The 17,075-nt window shown below is 42.5% G+C and carries 15 protein-coding genes; 10 read left to right on the forward strand and 5 right to left on the reverse strand.

Going from position 1 to position 17,075, the window contains the following annotated elements; translation table 11 throughout:
• Positions 1–421: 421 nt before the first annotated feature.
• The 3 genes from nadA (at position 422) to AC2SLT_RS07230 (ending at position 5,306) form a co-directional block, all read left to right on the forward strand.
• Positions 422–1,609, forward strand: a complete 1,188-nt coding sequence (gene nadA / locus AC2SLT_RS07220; protein WP_486546981.1) for a quinolinate synthase NadA — start codon at positions 422–424, stop codon at positions 1,607–1,609.
• A 172-nt stretch (positions 1,610–1,781) separates the two neighbouring features.
• Complete coding sequence (locus AC2SLT_RS07225; RefSeq protein WP_486547051.1) at positions 1,782–3,902, forward strand: L-aspartate oxidase; 2,121 nt, start codon at positions 1,782–1,784, stop codon at positions 3,900–3,902.
• 477 nt (positions 3,903–4,379) lie between these two features.
• The gene (locus tag AC2SLT_RS07230) at positions 4,380–5,306 is read left to right on the forward strand and encodes a LysO family transporter (protein WP_486546982.1); all 927 of its coding nucleotides are present in this window, start codon (positions 4,380–4,382) and stop codon (positions 5,304–5,306) included.
• 125 nt (positions 5,307–5,431) lie between these two features.
• On the opposite strand, the gene AC2SLT_RS07235 is transcribed toward AC2SLT_RS07230, so the two are convergent.
• Positions 5,432–6,718 (reverse strand): FAD-dependent oxidoreductase, encoded by a 1,287-nt coding sequence (locus AC2SLT_RS07235; RefSeq protein ID WP_486546983.1) that lies wholly within the window; start codon positions 6,716–6,718, stop codon positions 5,432–5,434.
• Positions 6,719–7,270: 552 nt separating this feature from the next.
• Positions 7,271–8,581: an FAD-dependent monooxygenase gene (locus AC2SLT_RS07240; protein WP_486546984.1), complete on the reverse strand. Its 1,311-nt coding sequence runs from the start codon at positions 8,579–8,581 to the stop codon at positions 7,271–7,273.
• Between the two features lie 596 nt (positions 8,582–9,177).
• Between AC2SLT_RS07240 and AC2SLT_RS07245 the strand changes: the two genes are divergently transcribed.
• On the forward strand, positions 9,178–10,281 hold the full coding sequence (locus tag AC2SLT_RS07245; protein WP_486546985.1) for a PhoH family protein: 1,104 nt from the start codon (positions 9,178–9,180) through the stop codon (positions 10,279–10,281).
• Between the two features lie 6 nt (positions 10,282–10,287).
• Here the strand turns inward: AC2SLT_RS07245 and AC2SLT_RS07250 are convergent, their stop codons facing one another.
• The gene (locus tag AC2SLT_RS07250; RefSeq protein ID WP_486546986.1) at positions 10,288–10,467 is read right to left on the reverse strand and encodes a hypothetical protein; all 180 of its coding nucleotides are present in this window, start codon (positions 10,465–10,467) and stop codon (positions 10,288–10,290) included.
• A gap of 112 nt (positions 10,468–10,579) precedes the next feature.
• On the opposite strand from AC2SLT_RS07250, the gene ybeY reads away from it, so the two are divergent.
• From ybeY to AC2SLT_RS07265, 3 genes are all read left to right on the forward strand, one after another.
• The gene (gene ybeY / locus AC2SLT_RS07255; RefSeq protein WP_486546987.1) at positions 10,580–11,143 is read left to right on the forward strand and encodes an rRNA maturation RNase YbeY; all 564 of its coding nucleotides are present in this window, start codon (positions 10,580–10,582) and stop codon (positions 11,141–11,143) included.
• Between the two features lie 65 nt (positions 11,144–11,208).
• Positions 11,209–11,769, forward strand: coding sequence for a hypothetical protein (locus AC2SLT_RS07260; RefSeq protein ID WP_486546988.1), 561 nt, complete (start codon positions 11,209–11,211; stop codon positions 11,767–11,769).
• A 3-nt stretch (positions 11,770–11,772) separates the two neighbouring features.
• Complete coding sequence (locus AC2SLT_RS07265) at positions 11,773–12,282, forward strand: hypothetical protein (RefSeq protein WP_486546989.1); 510 nt, start codon at positions 11,773–11,775, stop codon at positions 12,280–12,282.
• 253 nt (positions 12,283–12,535) lie between these two features.
• Here AC2SLT_RS07265 and AC2SLT_RS07270 read toward each other — a convergent pair whose 3' ends face one another.
• The gene (locus tag AC2SLT_RS07270) at positions 12,536–12,967 is read right to left on the reverse strand and encodes an ACP-like domain-containing protein (RefSeq protein ID WP_486546990.1); all 432 of its coding nucleotides are present in this window, start codon (positions 12,965–12,967) and stop codon (positions 12,536–12,538) included.
• A 929-nt stretch (positions 12,968–13,896) separates the two neighbouring features.
• Positions 13,897–15,285: a class II fumarate hydratase gene (fumC, locus tag AC2SLT_RS07275; protein ID WP_486546991.1), complete on the reverse strand. Its 1,389-nt coding sequence runs from the start codon at positions 15,283–15,285 to the stop codon at positions 13,897–13,899.
• 340 nt (positions 15,286–15,625) lie between these two features.
• Between fumC and AC2SLT_RS07280 the strand changes: the two genes are divergently transcribed.
• The 3 genes from AC2SLT_RS07280 to AC2SLT_RS07290 are packed head-to-tail and all read left to right on the forward strand — an operon-like array spanning position 15,626 to position 16,995.
• Positions 15,626–16,225, forward strand: a complete 600-nt coding sequence (locus AC2SLT_RS07280) for a 5-formyltetrahydrofolate cyclo-ligase (protein WP_486546992.1) — start codon at positions 15,626–15,628, stop codon at positions 16,223–16,225.
• Complete coding sequence (locus AC2SLT_RS07285; RefSeq protein ID WP_486546993.1) at positions 16,222–16,521, forward strand: hypothetical protein; 300 nt, start codon at positions 16,222–16,224, stop codon at positions 16,519–16,521. Before AC2SLT_RS07280 ends, AC2SLT_RS07285 begins: the two co-directional genes overlap by 4 nt.
• Before the next feature lie 42 nt (positions 16,522–16,563).
• Positions 16,564–16,995, forward strand: coding sequence for a hypothetical protein (locus AC2SLT_RS07290; RefSeq protein ID WP_486546994.1), 432 nt, complete (start codon positions 16,564–16,566; stop codon positions 16,993–16,995).
• Positions 16,996–17,075: the final 80 nt, after the last annotated feature.

A 17,075-nucleotide genomic window follows, 5' to 3' on the forward strand; every position in this document is an offset into this window, starting at 1 on the left:
TTATTACACAGATGTAACAAATATTTTTGGAAAAAACTTGTATTTATGCTCAAAATGAGCATAATTAAAGCTCAATACTATTTTAGATGAAATTAATTATTTTAAATTGAAGCTCAAAGACTAAGAGTTTAGCTACTGAACTAATTAGCAGCGATTCATTGCCTACTAGTATTTATTGGCATTAAGAAATTATGAAATTAAGACCTAATGGGATAAAGACTTAAAGAGACGAACACTTAAAAAAACTACGACTAACATAAAAATGGATTTAAATGTTTACTGGGTTTAAGTGCTTAAGGACAATTACTAATGATTGATTAAACGTCTTTCTTCACCTTGCAGACAGTACCAATAAACAACCTCTAGTCACTATCATTTTTTAATTTTGCATCAGTTCTATAAACGTTACAGGGAACTTACTATGACCACCTTACATGCCAGCTCAACCGCGCCAGCAGAAAAAGTAGAGATTTTTGCCTACGATGCACCGACCCTTGCTCAAAGCAATCAGCAATCAGCCATCAAGACCATTGATATAGAGTATGCCAAAGCAAAGATACCCGCTGAGCTTTCTCGTAGTGAGCGTCAACAGGTAGAAGCCAATATCAAACGACTGTTAAAAGAACACAATGCGGTATTGGTTGCCCACTATTATGTCGATCCCTATATTCAAGATTTAGCGTTAGAGACAGGTGGCTGCGTCGGCGACTCGTTAGAGATGGCACGCTTTGGTAAAGAGCATGAAGCTGACACTTTAGTGGTGGCGGGTGTGCGCTTTATGGGAGAGTCGGCCAAAATTCTAAGTATGGAGAAGACGGTGCTAATGGCCGACTTAGAAGCAGAATGCTCTCTCGACTTAGGCTGTCCTATCGATGAGTTTAGCGCCTTTTGTGACCAGCACCCTGATCGTACCGTGGTGGTCTATGCCAATACTAGTGCTGACGTAAAAGCCCGTGCAGACTGGGTAGTAACCTCCTCTATCGGTCTTGAAATCGTCACTCACTTGCATGAAAAAGGCGAGAAAATCATCTGGGGTCCTGACCGTCATTTAGGGAAGTACATACAAAAACAAACTGGTGCCGATATGCTGCTTTGGCAAGGCTCTTGTATCGTCCATAATGAGTTTAAGGCCCGTGAGCTTGAGCAATTAAAAGCAGAACATCCAGAAGCCGTGGTGTTAGTGCATCCTGAGTCACCCGATAGTGTTGTGGCACTCGCGGATGTCGTCGGATCTACCAGTAAGCTGTTAAATGCAACGCATGAGATGGATGCCAAAACATTCATCGTAGGAACTGATCTTGGTATTCTTCATGAAATGCGTAAACAGTCGCCTGACAAGCTCTTTTTAGCCGCGCCAACAGCAGGTGAAAGTGCCACTTGTAAAAGCTGTGCCTTCTGCCCTTGGATGGCAATGAACGGTCTAAAAGGCATTGAACAGTGTTTAGAGCATGGTACAGGCGAAATTAAGCTTGATCCTGAGCTTGCCACCGCCGCTCTTAAACCACTACAACGTATGCTTGACTTCGCTGCTGAACAAAAACGTCGAGTGGCCGCCAGTGGTGATATCGTTAAAGACCGTCCCTTATTTGAAAAAGTTGGTCCTGCTTAAGTCAGAGCCTATTTATTAGCCTTTTTATTAGCTGAATAATATTTATTCAGCTGTTCTGCACCGAGCATATCAGCTGAAACACATTGCCCCATTATTCATTTTATTGAGATCAATTATGTCACTGCCTAAAACCCACCTCGAGAATCGCATTTCAGATCTGCATCGCACTGGTATGCGCCACTCTGATATGCGCAGCTCAGCAGCTCAGTTGACTGATCATTGTGATGTGTTAATTATCGGTGCGGGTTTGGCAGGTTTGACCACTGCCCTGTCTTTACCTAACGACCTTCACGTTATCGTCTTAGCCAAAGAAGACTTGCAGGCGTGCTCTAGCCAGTATGCTCAAGGCGGTATTGCGGCAGTGATTGATCAAGAAGATAAGGTGGCAGATCATGTTAGTGATACGCTAATAGCTGGCGATGGCCTCTGCGATGTGCAGGCCACCACTCACATTCTCTCACAAGGTAGGCAGGCCATAAACTGGCTACTTGAGCGTGATGTGCCTTTCACCACTCAAGAGGCTGATCATAAAAATGGTCATAAGACGGGTCATAAAACAGATGCAAGCAAACTTAAGCTGTCAGACTTGCACTTAACTCAAGAGGGCGGACATGGTCGGCGCCGTGTTGCCCATGCCGAAGATGCAACAGGTCGCCATATCATGACCAGTTTGCATCAACAGCTGGCACTTGCAGAGAACATTACCGTTTTACCTTTCCATGAAGCGTTAAGCCTAATAACGGAAGGTGACAATAACCCTGTCTGCACAGGTGCACAAGTGTTAGATGCCCAAAATAATTGCCTAAAGCAAATCAAAAGTAAGGCTGTAGTCCTTGCCAGCGGTGGTCTGGGTCAGCTATTTAGCCGAGCCACTGCACCCAATGTGTGTGTCGGTGATGGGATTATGATGGCATGGGAAGCGGGTTGCCGTTTGGCTAATCTTGAGTTTATTCAATTCCACCCGACTGGTCTGGTCTATGATGATGAGCGTGGCGATAGGAACTTTTTGATTTCTGAAGCGGTACGCGGTGAAGGTGGTTTGCTAATTAACCCGTTAACTGGCAAACGCTTTATGCCAGACTACGATGAACGGGCGGAATTAGCGCCACGTGATATCGTAGCTCGTGCTATCGCTAACGAAATAGCACTCAATGCTAATACTATTTCTAATACTATTGATCACACCATTGCTCACGTGAACGACAACGACCATACCAATACCAATACCAATACCAATACCAATAACAAGATAGATGCCAATGACAAGTCTGGCTGTATCTCAAGTGAGGTCGATGAACCCAACAAGCTTGGCTATGTACATTTAGACATATCGCATAAACCGGCTGAATTTATACGTGAACATTTTCCAGATATTTACGCCCATTGTTTAAGCTTGGGTATTGATATCACCACTGACCCTATACCGGTCGCCCCTACTGCTCATTATACGTGTGGCGGTGTGCTAGCGACGGCAACTGGGCTGACCGATGTCAAAGGATTGTATGCGGCAGGTGAAGTCGCCAATACCGGACTGCATGGAGCCAATCGTTTGGCCAGTAATTCATTGCTTGAGTGTGTGGTAGTGGGTCAACAAGTGGCTAACCATATCCCTAGCTATTTGGCAGACCTTTCTCATTGGGAAGCGCCACCACAGGTATCACATTCAGGCGCTCAATTTGCAGTCGCTATTAAGCCGCACGTTGAATCTACTCACCTTGAATCTACTCACCTTGAATCTACTAAGGCCAGTGATAAAGCAGCATCAAAGCTTCTGAGAAACATGACAAACACAACAAACTCCACTGAGCACCATTGGGATAGTGCCACTCATATTGCGGCGTTAAAGCAACTGATGACGACCAATATGGGGATAAGACGTCATGAATCTAGCTTGCAAAAGGCATTAGAGCAAATCTACTTATGGCAACAGCAATTCCATTCCCAGCTAACTCAAGCGGATAGGGCTCAGTCTGATGGTAACTTTAATCTAGATTATTATCGTTTTAATCGGTTGCTTACCTTAGCCTCATTATTGCTTCAGTCTGCGCTCACTCGTGAGGAAAGTCGCGGTGGTCATTATCGGAATGATTTCCCAACGCCGACAACTTCCCCCGCTAGCAGTATCATTTATCCGTTATCTGGTTATCCTTTATCAGATAATTTAAAAAATCCTGCTCCGGTGATTGGTGCTGACACTGGTACTGATATTGGTGCTGACATCAAGACTTTAGCAAATCTAGACAATCGTCAAAAGACGCTTGAAACTGTAATTTTAGAAGCGCAAGCCTCTTAGATTGTAGATGCGCAAGTCTCTTAGAGTCTTTGCAATATTCAAAAAGTCTTTGCAACATTTAAAAAGTGAGCATCTGTATTCATATACCAAACTACGGTGCTTTCAGGCAAAAGACACTCTGTTTTTATAAGCAGGTTGTCTTTTTTAATGTCGTCTGTCCCCTCAGCTAACCTGGCTATGGTAGAATCGCAGCGATTTCCGTTCATTTTAGCTATCAGCAATGCTAATTTGCGAATGTTCTACACGCCCTAGCCATAGATAAATATCGATATAGACATATACATGATACCAAATCTAGAAATTAACCTATTAAGAAATGCAAGTCCAAACACAACAAATCAAACGCTACAAGTAGCTGATTTAATCCGCCTGACCGAGTTTAACAAGGGATAGGTTAATTTATAGAAAAGCTATGAAACAAAAAGCAAAAGCAATCGAGCTTACCACCACACCCTTTCAAATATCGACGAACCCCTCATGCAATTACCTGAAAACCTCGATAGTTTTATCACACTCATATTGGTATTAACGCCTTTATTTATCGGCTTTGCCTTACCTTTAAATAGTACCGTCATGCGTTATTCAGAACGCCTGCTTGGCTATTTGGTTTATATTATCCTCACCTTAATTGGTATTGAGCTGGCACAGGTGCAGGGTCTAGGTAGCCAAATAAAAGACATTGTGTTGTACGTTGGCGTATTATCGGTACTGACCATTGGCGCTGGGTTGGCAGGACTGATGCTATTTGATCGGTTTATACCGTGGCGACCTGTCGTTAATAAGGGCAGTACTGAGCACAAAGTCAGTATCAGAGGTAGTTTGGTTCAGGTATGTTGTGTGGTACTTGGATTTATTATTGGGAAGGTGTTGCCCTCAGGTTTTATGCCTCCAGAAAACACAATGACCGTCTTACTTATGACCCTGATCTTGTTGGTGGGCATTGGTCTTAAAGCATCAGGCATTACTCTAAAAGAAGTGGTACTTAGCAAACGTGGCATGCAAACCAGTGTGATATTTACCTTATCGGTACTGCTCGGCGGCGTGATATTCGCGATGATATTTGATGATGTGTCGTTGACTCAAAGCTTGGCACTAGCATCGGGCTTTGGTTGGTATTCTCTCTCTGCTATCGTCATGACCGATGCTTATGGGGCTGTTTGGGGCAGTGTCGCGTTATTTAATGATTTGGTTCGTGAATTTTTCGCATTACTGTTTATTCCGCTATTTATGCGACGCCATCCCTCAGCTGCCGTCGGACTTGGCGGAGCGACCAGTCTTGATTTTACGTTACCTGTTATTCAGCAGTCAGGCGGATTGACAGTCGTGCCGTTGGCCATTAGCTTTGGGTTTATAATTAATATTGTTGCGCCCGTACTGATGGTGGTATTCGCCTCGTTTGGATAGGTTTGGGTAGGCGTCATCAAAAAGGACGCCTATTAATACTCTATTTGGACTTACACAATTTGGATTCACACAAAAGTTGCAATGTCAGCCATCAATATGATTATTAGAACTCATAACCTATAAAACTATTCCCCACTTGCTTGCTTGGTAAATAATCGCATTAACCGTTTGATTTTCCCGACGCGGTACATTCCCTCACTACGAATCTGTTGCACGGGTCGCAAAGCGGCAAAGTCACCTGCAAACAGCCAATTCATCAAAGAAAAACTGTGCATCATCATGCTGTTATGTGGGCGACGCACACGCTCATAACGGCGCAACGTGGCAAGCTCCCCCCAGCATCTACCGCCACTACGCTGATAGTCTTCCATCAGAGTATCCACCAAAGCTGCCACATCCAGCATACCTAAGTTTAGACCCTGCCCTGCCAGCGGATGCACCCCATGTGCCGCATCACCGACCAATACTACGTTTTCTTTCACATAGTGCTGCGCTTGCTGAGCGGTCAATGGGAAACTGGCGATGGACTCAAGCTGCTCAATATCACCGAGCGCATATTGACTAGCGGCGGCCAATTCTGTTCGTAATGTATCACCATCTTCTTCATTTAATTGCAACAGCTCAAGGGCTCTATTACGCGGTAAACTCCATACTACAGACTGCCAATGTTGCGGATGAGCTTTGTCCTCAGTGGTGACATCTGCTAAGGGCAGCAATGCCAATGTCCCTGTCGGTAGCATTAACTGACGGGCCGTCGCACGGTGCGGTTGTTGCGTCTTAATAGCGCAGCAAATTGCCGTCTGTTTGTAGTCGAGACTATCCACACCAATACCAGCCTCATGTCGCACCATGGAACCTCGGCCATCCGCGCCAATTAATAGCTTGGCTTGTAGTATCGTTTTAGGGTGACCCTCATCAGACTCCAAAGTCACCTGATAGCCTTTTTGCTCGCCGTACCAGTCCAAAGCTACCATTTTATGACCGGCTAAAACCGTTAGATACTCACTGATATCGGTTTCTGCCAGACGCTGATACAAGGCACGTTCAATGACAAATGGCTCAACCATACTGCCAAGCAGTTGTGGCACTGCCTCATCACCAAACCTAAGCTCACCTTTGCCATCTTGTTGCCATACCTGCATTTGGGTATAGTCCGCTTTTCGCCCTGACGCCGCAATGAGCTGCCATGCCCCCACTTCTTTTAACAGCTCAATACTGGCGATACTTAAGGCAAATACCCGTGCGTCACGCTGCTCAAGCTTTTGTAGCCACTGTGCGTCACTAAGCTTGGGACGGGCATCCACTAAGGTGACATGCTGCTGCTGTTGAGCCAGTTTTATCGCTAAGGTAGCACCAACGATGCCCCCTCCGATAATAAGGGTATTCGACGATTTTAAAGAGTTGACGGACATAATGTAGTTCCACGAATGAAGAAACGAGTAATGACACGAATGATGAAACGAATGAAGAAACGAGTACTGACAACAAGAATTAAACGAATGATAAAATAATACCAAATTTAAAAATTATTCTATCGATAAAGGTAAGTCCAAAATGCGACAAATCAAATGTTCAAATAACAGGGTCAATTAGTCTAACTCCGTCTAACCCAGTCTTATATATATAAAGATAGGCTATTTGATAGAAACCATATTATGAGGACTCACATCATAGTCATAATTTGGTTCTTTTATTAGCTAACACTTATTGGCTAACACTATTGACAGGTTGACTAGAAAAAGCGGTTTAGCCTCGATTGCAGCGGATATACTGCTTGAGCGCGCAAATTGCGGAGGCTTAGGATGCAGTGGCTCGCGAAGCAGGAGACACGGTATCCTTTAGCATTCCGCTATGCGTGCTCAAGCAGATAGTAGCGAAAAAGCGAGATTGGCTCCCTTAACTTAGTCTTTAGAGTGTAGTGTGCACATATCCAAAGCTTAGAAACCGTTTAAAGACAAGCTATGCTAAGACTTTAACCCCATTGCGTAGCTTGCGACCAAGGGCTTCACATTTGGTATTTTGTCAAAGGCAATCAAGGCCACATTACGCGCCAGTTTGACAGCGGGGTTGGTATGGGTGAAGCCATGAACCACGGCATCACAGAAGCGAATGACTCGCTTTTGGTCTTTTTGACGTGCCTGCTCATACGCTTTAAGCATACTTGCCTCGCCAATATCCTCGCCTCTTAATACTTGATTTTCAAGCATCTTAGCAAGCACATGCGCATCACGCATACATAAGTTAAACCCTTGTCCTGCCACAGGATGTAAGGTGTGAGCCGCATTGCCCATAATGACCACTCGCCCTTCAACCTGACGATCAGCCAATACCCGAGTTAACGGATACGCCCCGCGTCTACCGGCTTTTAAAAATGTACCGGCACGCTGTCCAAAGGCCTTTTGCAATGTCGCTAAAAACAGCGCATCATTATCCAAGTACTGTTGCTCTTCACCGCGTTTACAGACCCATACCACCGAACGTCGATAGCCTGCCTGTATAGCGTTGTTATCGTTGCCTGCACTATTAAAACTGCCATCTGTTAACGGTAATACCGCCAATGGCCCCGCTGGACTAAAGCGCTCTATCGCAATATGCTCATGCGGTTTGTCGGTCTGCACCACGCCAACGATAGCAGATTGCCAATAGTCATAATCTTTAGTAGCAATGCCCATCAACTTGCGAACCGTCGAGTCACGCCCATCACACGCGACTAGTAAAGTTGCACTTAGCGTTTGCTGCTGTGCTGAGTCGGTATCATAAGTAATCGTTACGGAGCTACCCGACTGCCCGTTACTATTACTACTGGAGCTGTTACTGGTGCTATTTCTGACATCAGTCACTGTTGCCCCATCAATCAGGGTAATCAAAGGACTTGCCTGCACCGCTAGCAATAGCTTGCGACCTAGCCAAGCGTTTTCCATCACTTGTCCAAACGACTCTACTTTCTCTTCTTCTTTATTCAGCTGCGCATAGCCAAAGCTACCCTGTTCACTGACTTGCACCGAATCAATACGGCAGGCATGACTTTGTAGCTCATCCCACAGGTTAATCTCTTGATAAATCTGTACCGTCCGACGTGACAGCGCGGTATTACGACTGTCCAAATAATGCGTGCGTTTTGCATCCTCTTCTGGACCCATATTAGGATAAAGATTGCGCTCCACAATAGTACTCGCAATACCTTTATCAGCAAGCAACAAGGCAAATGACAAGCCAACGTGCCCGCCCCCTGCGATTAAAACGGTTTGCTCTGTTATGGCCTGCGATGTTGACATAGTATCAGTATCCTCGTTTGATTTACCTATTGTGATAATTGTCGTTATTAGCTAGGTTTAATTAGGTTTGATAATTAAGTGTAGTGACTATTTTCATTGATTAAGGTTTATGGTTTATTGATTAAGGGTACTGCAGTGACTTATGTTTTATTTAATAATGTTTCGCACCATTTTTCTTACCGCAACCCAATCCTCTTAATCTATTTCTTTACCCTTTATATTACCCTGATTTGACCCTTTAATACACATTCAATCACTCGGGATAATATTTACCATTGTCATACTTTTGTCTATTGTCCATGTTACTCTTTAACAGAGATTTATTTAAGCATGATTGCACCGATAAATTACATCAATAAAATGCTTAATAAGACTTATCAGCAGCCTCATTGATACAGCTTAAATAAAAAACCATATTATAAAATGCCTGCTTTGAACGTCACCATTTACAAATTTCGACTTTTAGCCTGTGCTAATTGGCTTGAATTTCGATATTAAACAGCCATAATAAACAGAGGTCTGTTCATAAATCACTCCATGAATAAAGCCACAAATTAAATAATAGATAAAACCATAAATAAGATAAGGATTATAACTTGACTGAAACTGTCACTCGTAAAGTAAACTTAGACTTCTTAACTTCCCCTCAGCTCAAAACGGTCGTTGGGGAATATAATAACCATCTAAAATATATCCAAGACCGTCTTGGCATCCATATTAATCAGCGCCAACACAAGTTTACCTTGGCAGGTGATTTAACCGCCGTAGAGCGTGGCGACTTTATCTTAAACAAACTTGCCAATGAAGCCCAAACCACCGAAGATATCGCTCCACAAGAGCTACACCTCATTATTCAAGCCAGTATGTCTCGCGACTTTGATAGCTACGCGACTCCAGCAAAAGAAGACTCAGATGAGGCTGTCTCTGAAGACGATGACCTTGACCCTGAGACTCCTAATACCATCGCCTTAAAGACTCGTAAAGGTAAAATCATCCCACGCGGTGGCAACCAAACCCGATACGTTAACCGTATCTTGACCTCTGATGTGTCATTTGGTGTGGGTCCTGCCGGTACAGGTAAGACGTATCTTGCCGTAGCCTGTGCGGTTGATATGCTTGAGCGCAATGAGATAGAGCGTATTTTGTTGGTCCGTCCAGCAGTGGAGGCAGGGGAAAAGCTAGGCTTCTTACCCGGTGATTTAACCCAGAAGATTGACCCTTACTTACGTCCTTTGTACGATGCCCTATATGAGATGCTTGGCTTTGAAAAAGTAGGTAAAATGATCGAGAAACAAATTATCGAAATTGCACCACTCGCTTATATGCGAGGCCGTACGTTAAACAACTCATTTGTTATCTTGGATGAGGCACAAAACACCACGCCTGAGCAAATGAAAATGTTCCTAACCCGTTTAGGCTTTGGCTCACGAGCAGTCATTACTGGGGATGTGACCCAAGTTGATTTACCCCGCGGTCATAAGTCTGGTCTTGCGCAAGCCATTCAAATCTTAGGTAAAATTGATGAGATTCACGTCACCTTATTTGAGTCAAAGGATGTGGTACGCCATCAGCTGGTACAAAAGATTGTCGAAGCGTATGGGGTTTGGGATGAAGAACAAGAAGCGTTAAAAGAAGCGCGAAAACGTGCTCGTATTATGGAACAAGAGCGCAAAGAAGCTGAGGCTAACTCAAAGTCTTAGCGTCATTCAATTTGATGGCAATACACTTTTATTGTCAACTAAAGCTTTTTGTTCGCGACGAACGTAGGACTCACAATCCTTTGGTCCTACTTCTTTGGTTTTAAGTGTCATTTTTAGCAGTTTAGAATTTAATATCAAAGAAATAAGGCTAGATAGGTTATATCTGGCCTTTTGTTTGTCTGACACTTTATAGTCCTTTCCATCCTCTTAGCTCTTAGCTTTTAGATATCCAATCTATTAAACTTGAACGATTCTATTAAGCTTAAACGATACATTGAATTAACCCCTGAGTCCTCATATGAATAACTTTAGTAACCATATCGTTAATGTCAGTCATTCAGAATCTGTCCTGAATGACTTTATTGAAACTAATTATTCGGTAGACTTTATCGAAATAATATTAATAACCACGCTCAACGTTATGGATAAAAAAGCTGAGAATGGTATTCGTCTGCCCTATTTTGCAGAACTAAAGTCTTCAGAATGGCTTCAGAAGCCTAAAGAGCTGGGTGTTTATATCACTGATTCGACTGAGGGTCGTGCGTTGAATTGCGAAGCGCGTGGTAAAGACTATGCGACCAATATCTTATCTTATCCCAGTGATCTGCCGTTATTGCTTTTAGATGAGATGCCTGCGATACCCTTAGGCGAATTAGTGATTTGTCATGAGGTGGTGGTGTCGCAAGCTGAAGAACAACATAAGACGGTGCAAGATCATATCACGCATCTTTTGGTACATGGCATATTACATCTTTTAGGGTTTGATCATGAATTAGGTCAGGCTGAGCAAGACGAAATGGAGAGCTTTGAGATAGAAATTTTGGATAAATTAGGGGTAGCCAATCCTTATATTGCCAAGTAAGATGGTTTAAGACGGCTCATTTAGGACAGCTCATTGAAAACGGATCATTTAAAACAGGAAGTTTAATGGCACTCATCAATATAAAATCAGTCAAAACCATACCCTCAATAGTTATCGCAACCCTGTTAAGTGGCAGCTTATTAACCGGTAGTCTATTAAGTAGCTGTGTCAGCTCGACGGGTGAGATACCTATTACGTCGCAACAAAGCGGCAATCAAAGCATTAATCAAAGCCTTGTTCACTCTCAAGAAAGAGAGGTTGTCTTTATTAATAAAGACGAGGCCATTAAACGGTTAAGCTCAAAAGATGCCTATATAAACGCGTTAAGCGATTTTGACTGGCAGGCTATTTTTAAAAGTGACCATAAACTTAGCCAAGATGAATTAAAAACATTTTATGGCAAATCCGTACTAGCGTGGGATGACAGCTCGATAAGTAAAGTAAAGATAGCTGTAGATTTACTTAATAGTAGGATTGCCAAGCTGAATTTAAACGCTCCTAAAACGATAAATATCATATTAACCGATGGCACAGACAATGGTGGTTCGGCCTATACTCGAGAAGACTATATCGTTTTACCGATTACCTTTATCGATGACAGTAACTCGCAAGCGTTCATTAATTGACTGGTGGCTCACGAATTCTTTCATGTTTATTCTCGCTATAATGCCAAAGACCATGACAAACTTTATGCCACTATCAACTTCCATAAAGTGCCACCCGTTGTTTTATCTAAGCCATTTGAAACCCTTAGAATCACTAATCCTGATGCACCCTATTTAGAGTATGGTATTGATCTTGACTATCAAGGCCAGGAATACACCTTTATCCCCTTATTGCAGTCTTTTATGCCGTATGACGTTGAGAGTAACTTACCCTTTACGTCCTATGCAATTGACGGTTTACTCGCTGTAGAAGAGGTCAATGGGACGATGCAACCTATCAAGCATGAGGGGGAACCCGTGTTTGTCGATCGAGATGAGACTAACTTTAAACAGGTTGTCAAAATTAATACTTCATACGTCAGCAGTCCTGAAGAGGTTTGCGCTGAAAATTTTGCACTATGGGTAATACAAGAGGATATTGAGCACCCCCAACCTGTCAATCGGCTGATTGATGTGATGAAGCGTATTCGGTAAAGGTATGACAGTTAATAAATAATTTTAGTCTATCAAATTAAACTGTTTATTCTGAGAACGCTAACTATGATAACGATAGCTCTCTCAAAGAATCCGATGTGACATCTAGCCACGATAGTAGCGTAAAGCGTGATGAACTCCAGAATTAAAATTATATCGGAATAATAAAAAAGACCTTGTCATAGGTTATGACAAGGTCTTTTTATACCCTTAATTAACGATTTGAATTAGCTAATAAAATTAGCTTATTGAACTAACCTTTAATTTTCTTAATGGATTTGGCGTCACAGCCTTTATAAAGGAATTCATTGTTCGCATTTTGAATGTTGACGCTTGATTTATGATAGTTATTAAGTCGTAGGGCGTCACTCATTATGCTAAAGTTCTCTTCATCACCAAATACGGTGTCCACATCGTCTGAACGTCCAAGATTTATCGGTAAAAATCTAGATTTCCCGTTTAGATAAGCTTCCGCATATGTTGGTAGGTTTTGTTTATTAAATCCATATTTAACGCTGATTTTATTGTTATTTTGGCAAGTATAATTAACTTGTCTGATTTTCACCGCAGAATCATAGCTCTTTGCAGGATCCATAACTTGATCAGTATAAGCAAGCGCTGATCCTGACGTTAAAGTTGCTGCTAAAATTGTGGCAGATGATAATAAGGTTGTTAATGTCTTCATAAAAATACCTCTTTTGAGTAAATAAAACATGATAAATGACTTCAAATAAAACCAAGCCTTTACCACCAAAAGAGAAACTAAAACAGCCTCTAATTAGTGTCTATGTTAGGGTCTGTTGAACGGACCCTATATATAGCGTATAGCTTTTCGTTGAGTTTTACTTTAGTTCCAATTGAGAGAATATAATAAATTAATTTTGATTTTATGCTGTTGTTGGCGCGTAAATATATTAGAATGTTTTGTTATAACATAACATGAAATGTGAGTAATTAGCCGTTTATTCTGTATGGAATGTTACTGGTCGAGTTTTTTGTGAGAATAAAATTGTAAGGATAAACCTTAAAGACTAGCTGACTCACTAACTCTATACAATTTAACTCATAATGTGGCCTTGGGGTGCGGTTTAGCCACGATTGAAGCGAATATACTTGGTGAAGAACGACGTTGTGGGCGCTTAGCCAGTCGCGTTATCGCAATGCAGGAACGCGACTGGCTTTAGCGCCCGCCGTCGATCTCACTAAGATAGTAGCGCAAAGCGTGAATAGCTCCAGAATTAAAACTTATAGAGTCACGAACGAAAAGACCTTGCCATATGAAATGACAAGGTCTTTATTATTCAATAAACAATATTATTAATCTTGCATATCTGTGCAGAATTTGAGTAGCAAGTCAATCAAGTAAAAGCACGAAAAGCCATAGGCTGAGCTTGATTCATACTTAAACTTAAGTGGGTTAAATTTGAGTCTGCTACAAGGCGACCGACCGAAGATTGTAGCTAATTTATTAAAAGGCGACATCTAGGACGGTCAACATGTTATAGAAATAACATAGTTTGTTAGATATGACTTTGCTACTAGGAAGACGAGCGCTCACTGTACAAATCGTACAGTAAGCGAGTCTGACAACGTAGCAGAGTTATATATGATGAACTATTTAGGGTGAACCATATCGGCTGGCGTCACCCACTCATCAAACTGCGCTTCGGTTAGTAAATCAAGCTCAACCGCCACTTGCTTAAGGGTTTTGTTTTCTTTATAGGCGGTTTTGGCAATCTTAGCGGCATTCTCGTAGCCTACATGACGGTTTAGCGCGGTTACTAACATCAAGGAGTTGTGCAAGAAGTGGTCAATTTTGTCTTTAACCGGCTGAATACCTACTGCACAGTTCTCATTGAAGCTGTTGCACGCATCGCCAAGTAATTTAATAGATTGCAGTAAGTTATAAGCGATAACTGGCTTATAAACGTTTAATTCAAAGTTACCAGACGCACCAGCCATGCTGATGGTCACATCATTACCCATCACTTGCGCCACGACCATGGTCATCGCTTCTGACTGAGTGGGGTTGACTTTACCTGGCATGATTGATGAGCCTGGCTCATTTTCAGGAATGGTTAATTCGCCAAGACCACAGCGAGGGCCAGAGGCTAACCAGCGAACGTCGTTAGCGATTTTGTTCAGGCTTGCCGCTAGTGTTTTTAGCGCACCTGATGCAAATACTTCAGCATCACGGGCAGCTAGGGCTTCAAATTTGTTTGGAGACGTTACAAAAGGCAGACCAGTCAGCTCTGATAATTGCTCGGCAGCTTTGACGGCATAATCAGGGTGTGCGTTAAGACCAGTACCGACGGCTGTACCGCCTAGTGGTAATTCATATAAACCTTGTAAAGCATTGTCAATACGCGTTAAAGCATGGTCTAATTGGCTCACATAGCCGCTGAATTCTTGACCTAAAGTCAATGGCGTTGCATCTTGTAAATGTGTACGGCCAATTTTTACGATGCTATCGAATTCTTTGGCTTTTTTGTCTAGCGTGTCACGTAGTGCTTTAACCGCTGGGATTAACAGGCTATTGATTTGACGCGCTGCTGCCACACGAATAGCCGTTGGGAAGCTATCGTTGGTTGACTGTGCATGATTGACATGGTCATTTGGATGGATTGGCTTATAAGTACCACGAGGGTTGCCGGCAATTTCGTTCGCACGGTTAGCAAGCACTTCGTTCATGTTCATGTTTGACTGTGTACCAGAACCGGTCTGCCATACAACTAATGGGAACTGATCAGTAAGACCACCATTAATCACTTCGTCAGCGGCTTGGATAATTAAGTCACGCTGGCTCTCTTCAATACGGCCAAGGCTTGCATTAGTGATAGCCGCTGCTTTTTTAACCAATGCCATCGCTTCAATCATTGGACGAGGTAGGGTTTCGCCACCAATTTTGAAGTTCTCACGGCTACGCTGAGTTTGAGCACCCCAATAGGCATCCTGAGGTACTTCTACATTGCCCATGGTATCTTTTTCGGTACGAGTTGACATGATGTCTCCTGTTTTTGTTATAAAAATCTAAAAGAATTTGTTATGGTACTACTGATTATAAAATAATGACTGGCTATAAAATAACTGGCATTGATTGCTCAGATCACCAGCAAAGGCGGTATAAGTTAAATCGAGCGCAATTATGATAGCATGACTCACTGCCAAACGCATTTAGAGCGGCCATAAAATCATGATGAAAGTAAGCACTCACTTACGATAAGATGCCGTTAATAATACGCCTAGTTTGTCAAACAATTCAAGCTAAGTGCTGTGTCTATATTTTACCAAGCCCTTACTACTCAGCTCCCTAAATTTTGACCCGACTATTATAAAGCAAACTATGACCAATAACCCTTCTCGACGTAATATTAATAAACAGCGCCGCGCCCTAACCGAGCAGCAGCGCCGCAATGCCGGCAGTCTTGCCAGTCGGCACTTGTCAAAGCTTGCCTCTCGCCTGCCTAAAGGCGCTAAAGTGGGTGTTTATATCGATGATTTTGGTGAATTACCGACTCAGCCTCTACTTAACTGGTGTCAGCGTATGGGCTATCAGGCTTATCTGCCGGTGATTAATACTCGAGGTCGGGATAATAAACACATCCGCTTTGCACCTATCTATCACAGCAAACTAGTGAGCATTCCAACGGTTCGCCACAGCTTCGGGATGAAAGAATCTAAGAGCAAGCACTTACTCAATGCTGATGCATTAGATCTGATTATGTGTCCGCTTGTCGCTGCCGATGAGCATGGCAATCGTATGGGGATGGGAGGTGGCTTTTATGACACTACTTTAGCCCGCTCTTATAGATACAATCGTAAAAAACCATTACGTGTTGGTTGGTGTTATGAGTTCCAAGTCGTTCCACAACTACACACTCAGCCGTGGGATGTGCCGCTTCATGCGTTAATTACCCCTAAAAAAATAAGGTGGTTCAAATGAGTGCTGATAATAAGTTACCTGCTAAAGCAAGTTTAAACTCCTCAAACCAGAGTACAGACCATAATGATGATAATGCCTGCACCCTCTCTAGTGCTGATAGCGTGGACCGACATTTGCAGCAGTTAGAACAAAAGAATAGCACTCTTAATCAGCGTCTGTTATCGCCTGAAGAGCAACTTTTTACGCAAAAGGAATTGGGCCGTTTAATTAATCCCGACAAGTTGAAAGTCTTGATGGAAAGTGGTGATGATCTAGTCGGCTATTTGACGTCTGAGATTGATAAGTTTGCGGACTAACTAACGCATTAAAATACTAGGGCAAACTTCTAAAAGGACCATATGAAAAATACAAGGCAGTATCTACCTTCAGTTATCGATTATATAAAAGCCCATCCCTTTAAGGTTGTCTTTGTCATTTTGTGGGCAGTGTTTGTCTATAAAATTATTATGGCGGGATATACGCCCGACCCATTCGCTTCACGTTATTCTAAAGATTCTGATCCAAACAGCTATCCTATCGACTTAATTATCAATATGAATGCGGTGATGTTTTTTCATATAACTGTATTGGGGGTGAGTGATTTTTATATAAAAAGTCGCTGGAAGTTCCTGCTGATGTTAGCCATCACTTTGTTGCTACTAAGCTTCTTTATATTATTTATCATGCATGCGTCGCCACCACTGGCTAACCTTGTATTTTGGCTATTACTCTCTTTTATTTATCTGTTATTAACCTGCATTTGGCAGGTGTGTCGCTATTTTTATAACTAGCACATCTAATCTCAATCCACAAAAAAGCGAGCGTCGAATAGTCGTCACTCGCTTTTTTATTTTAAAATTTACCACAAATA

It is taken from the genome of Psychrobacter sp. CX18 (assembly GCF_057396215.1).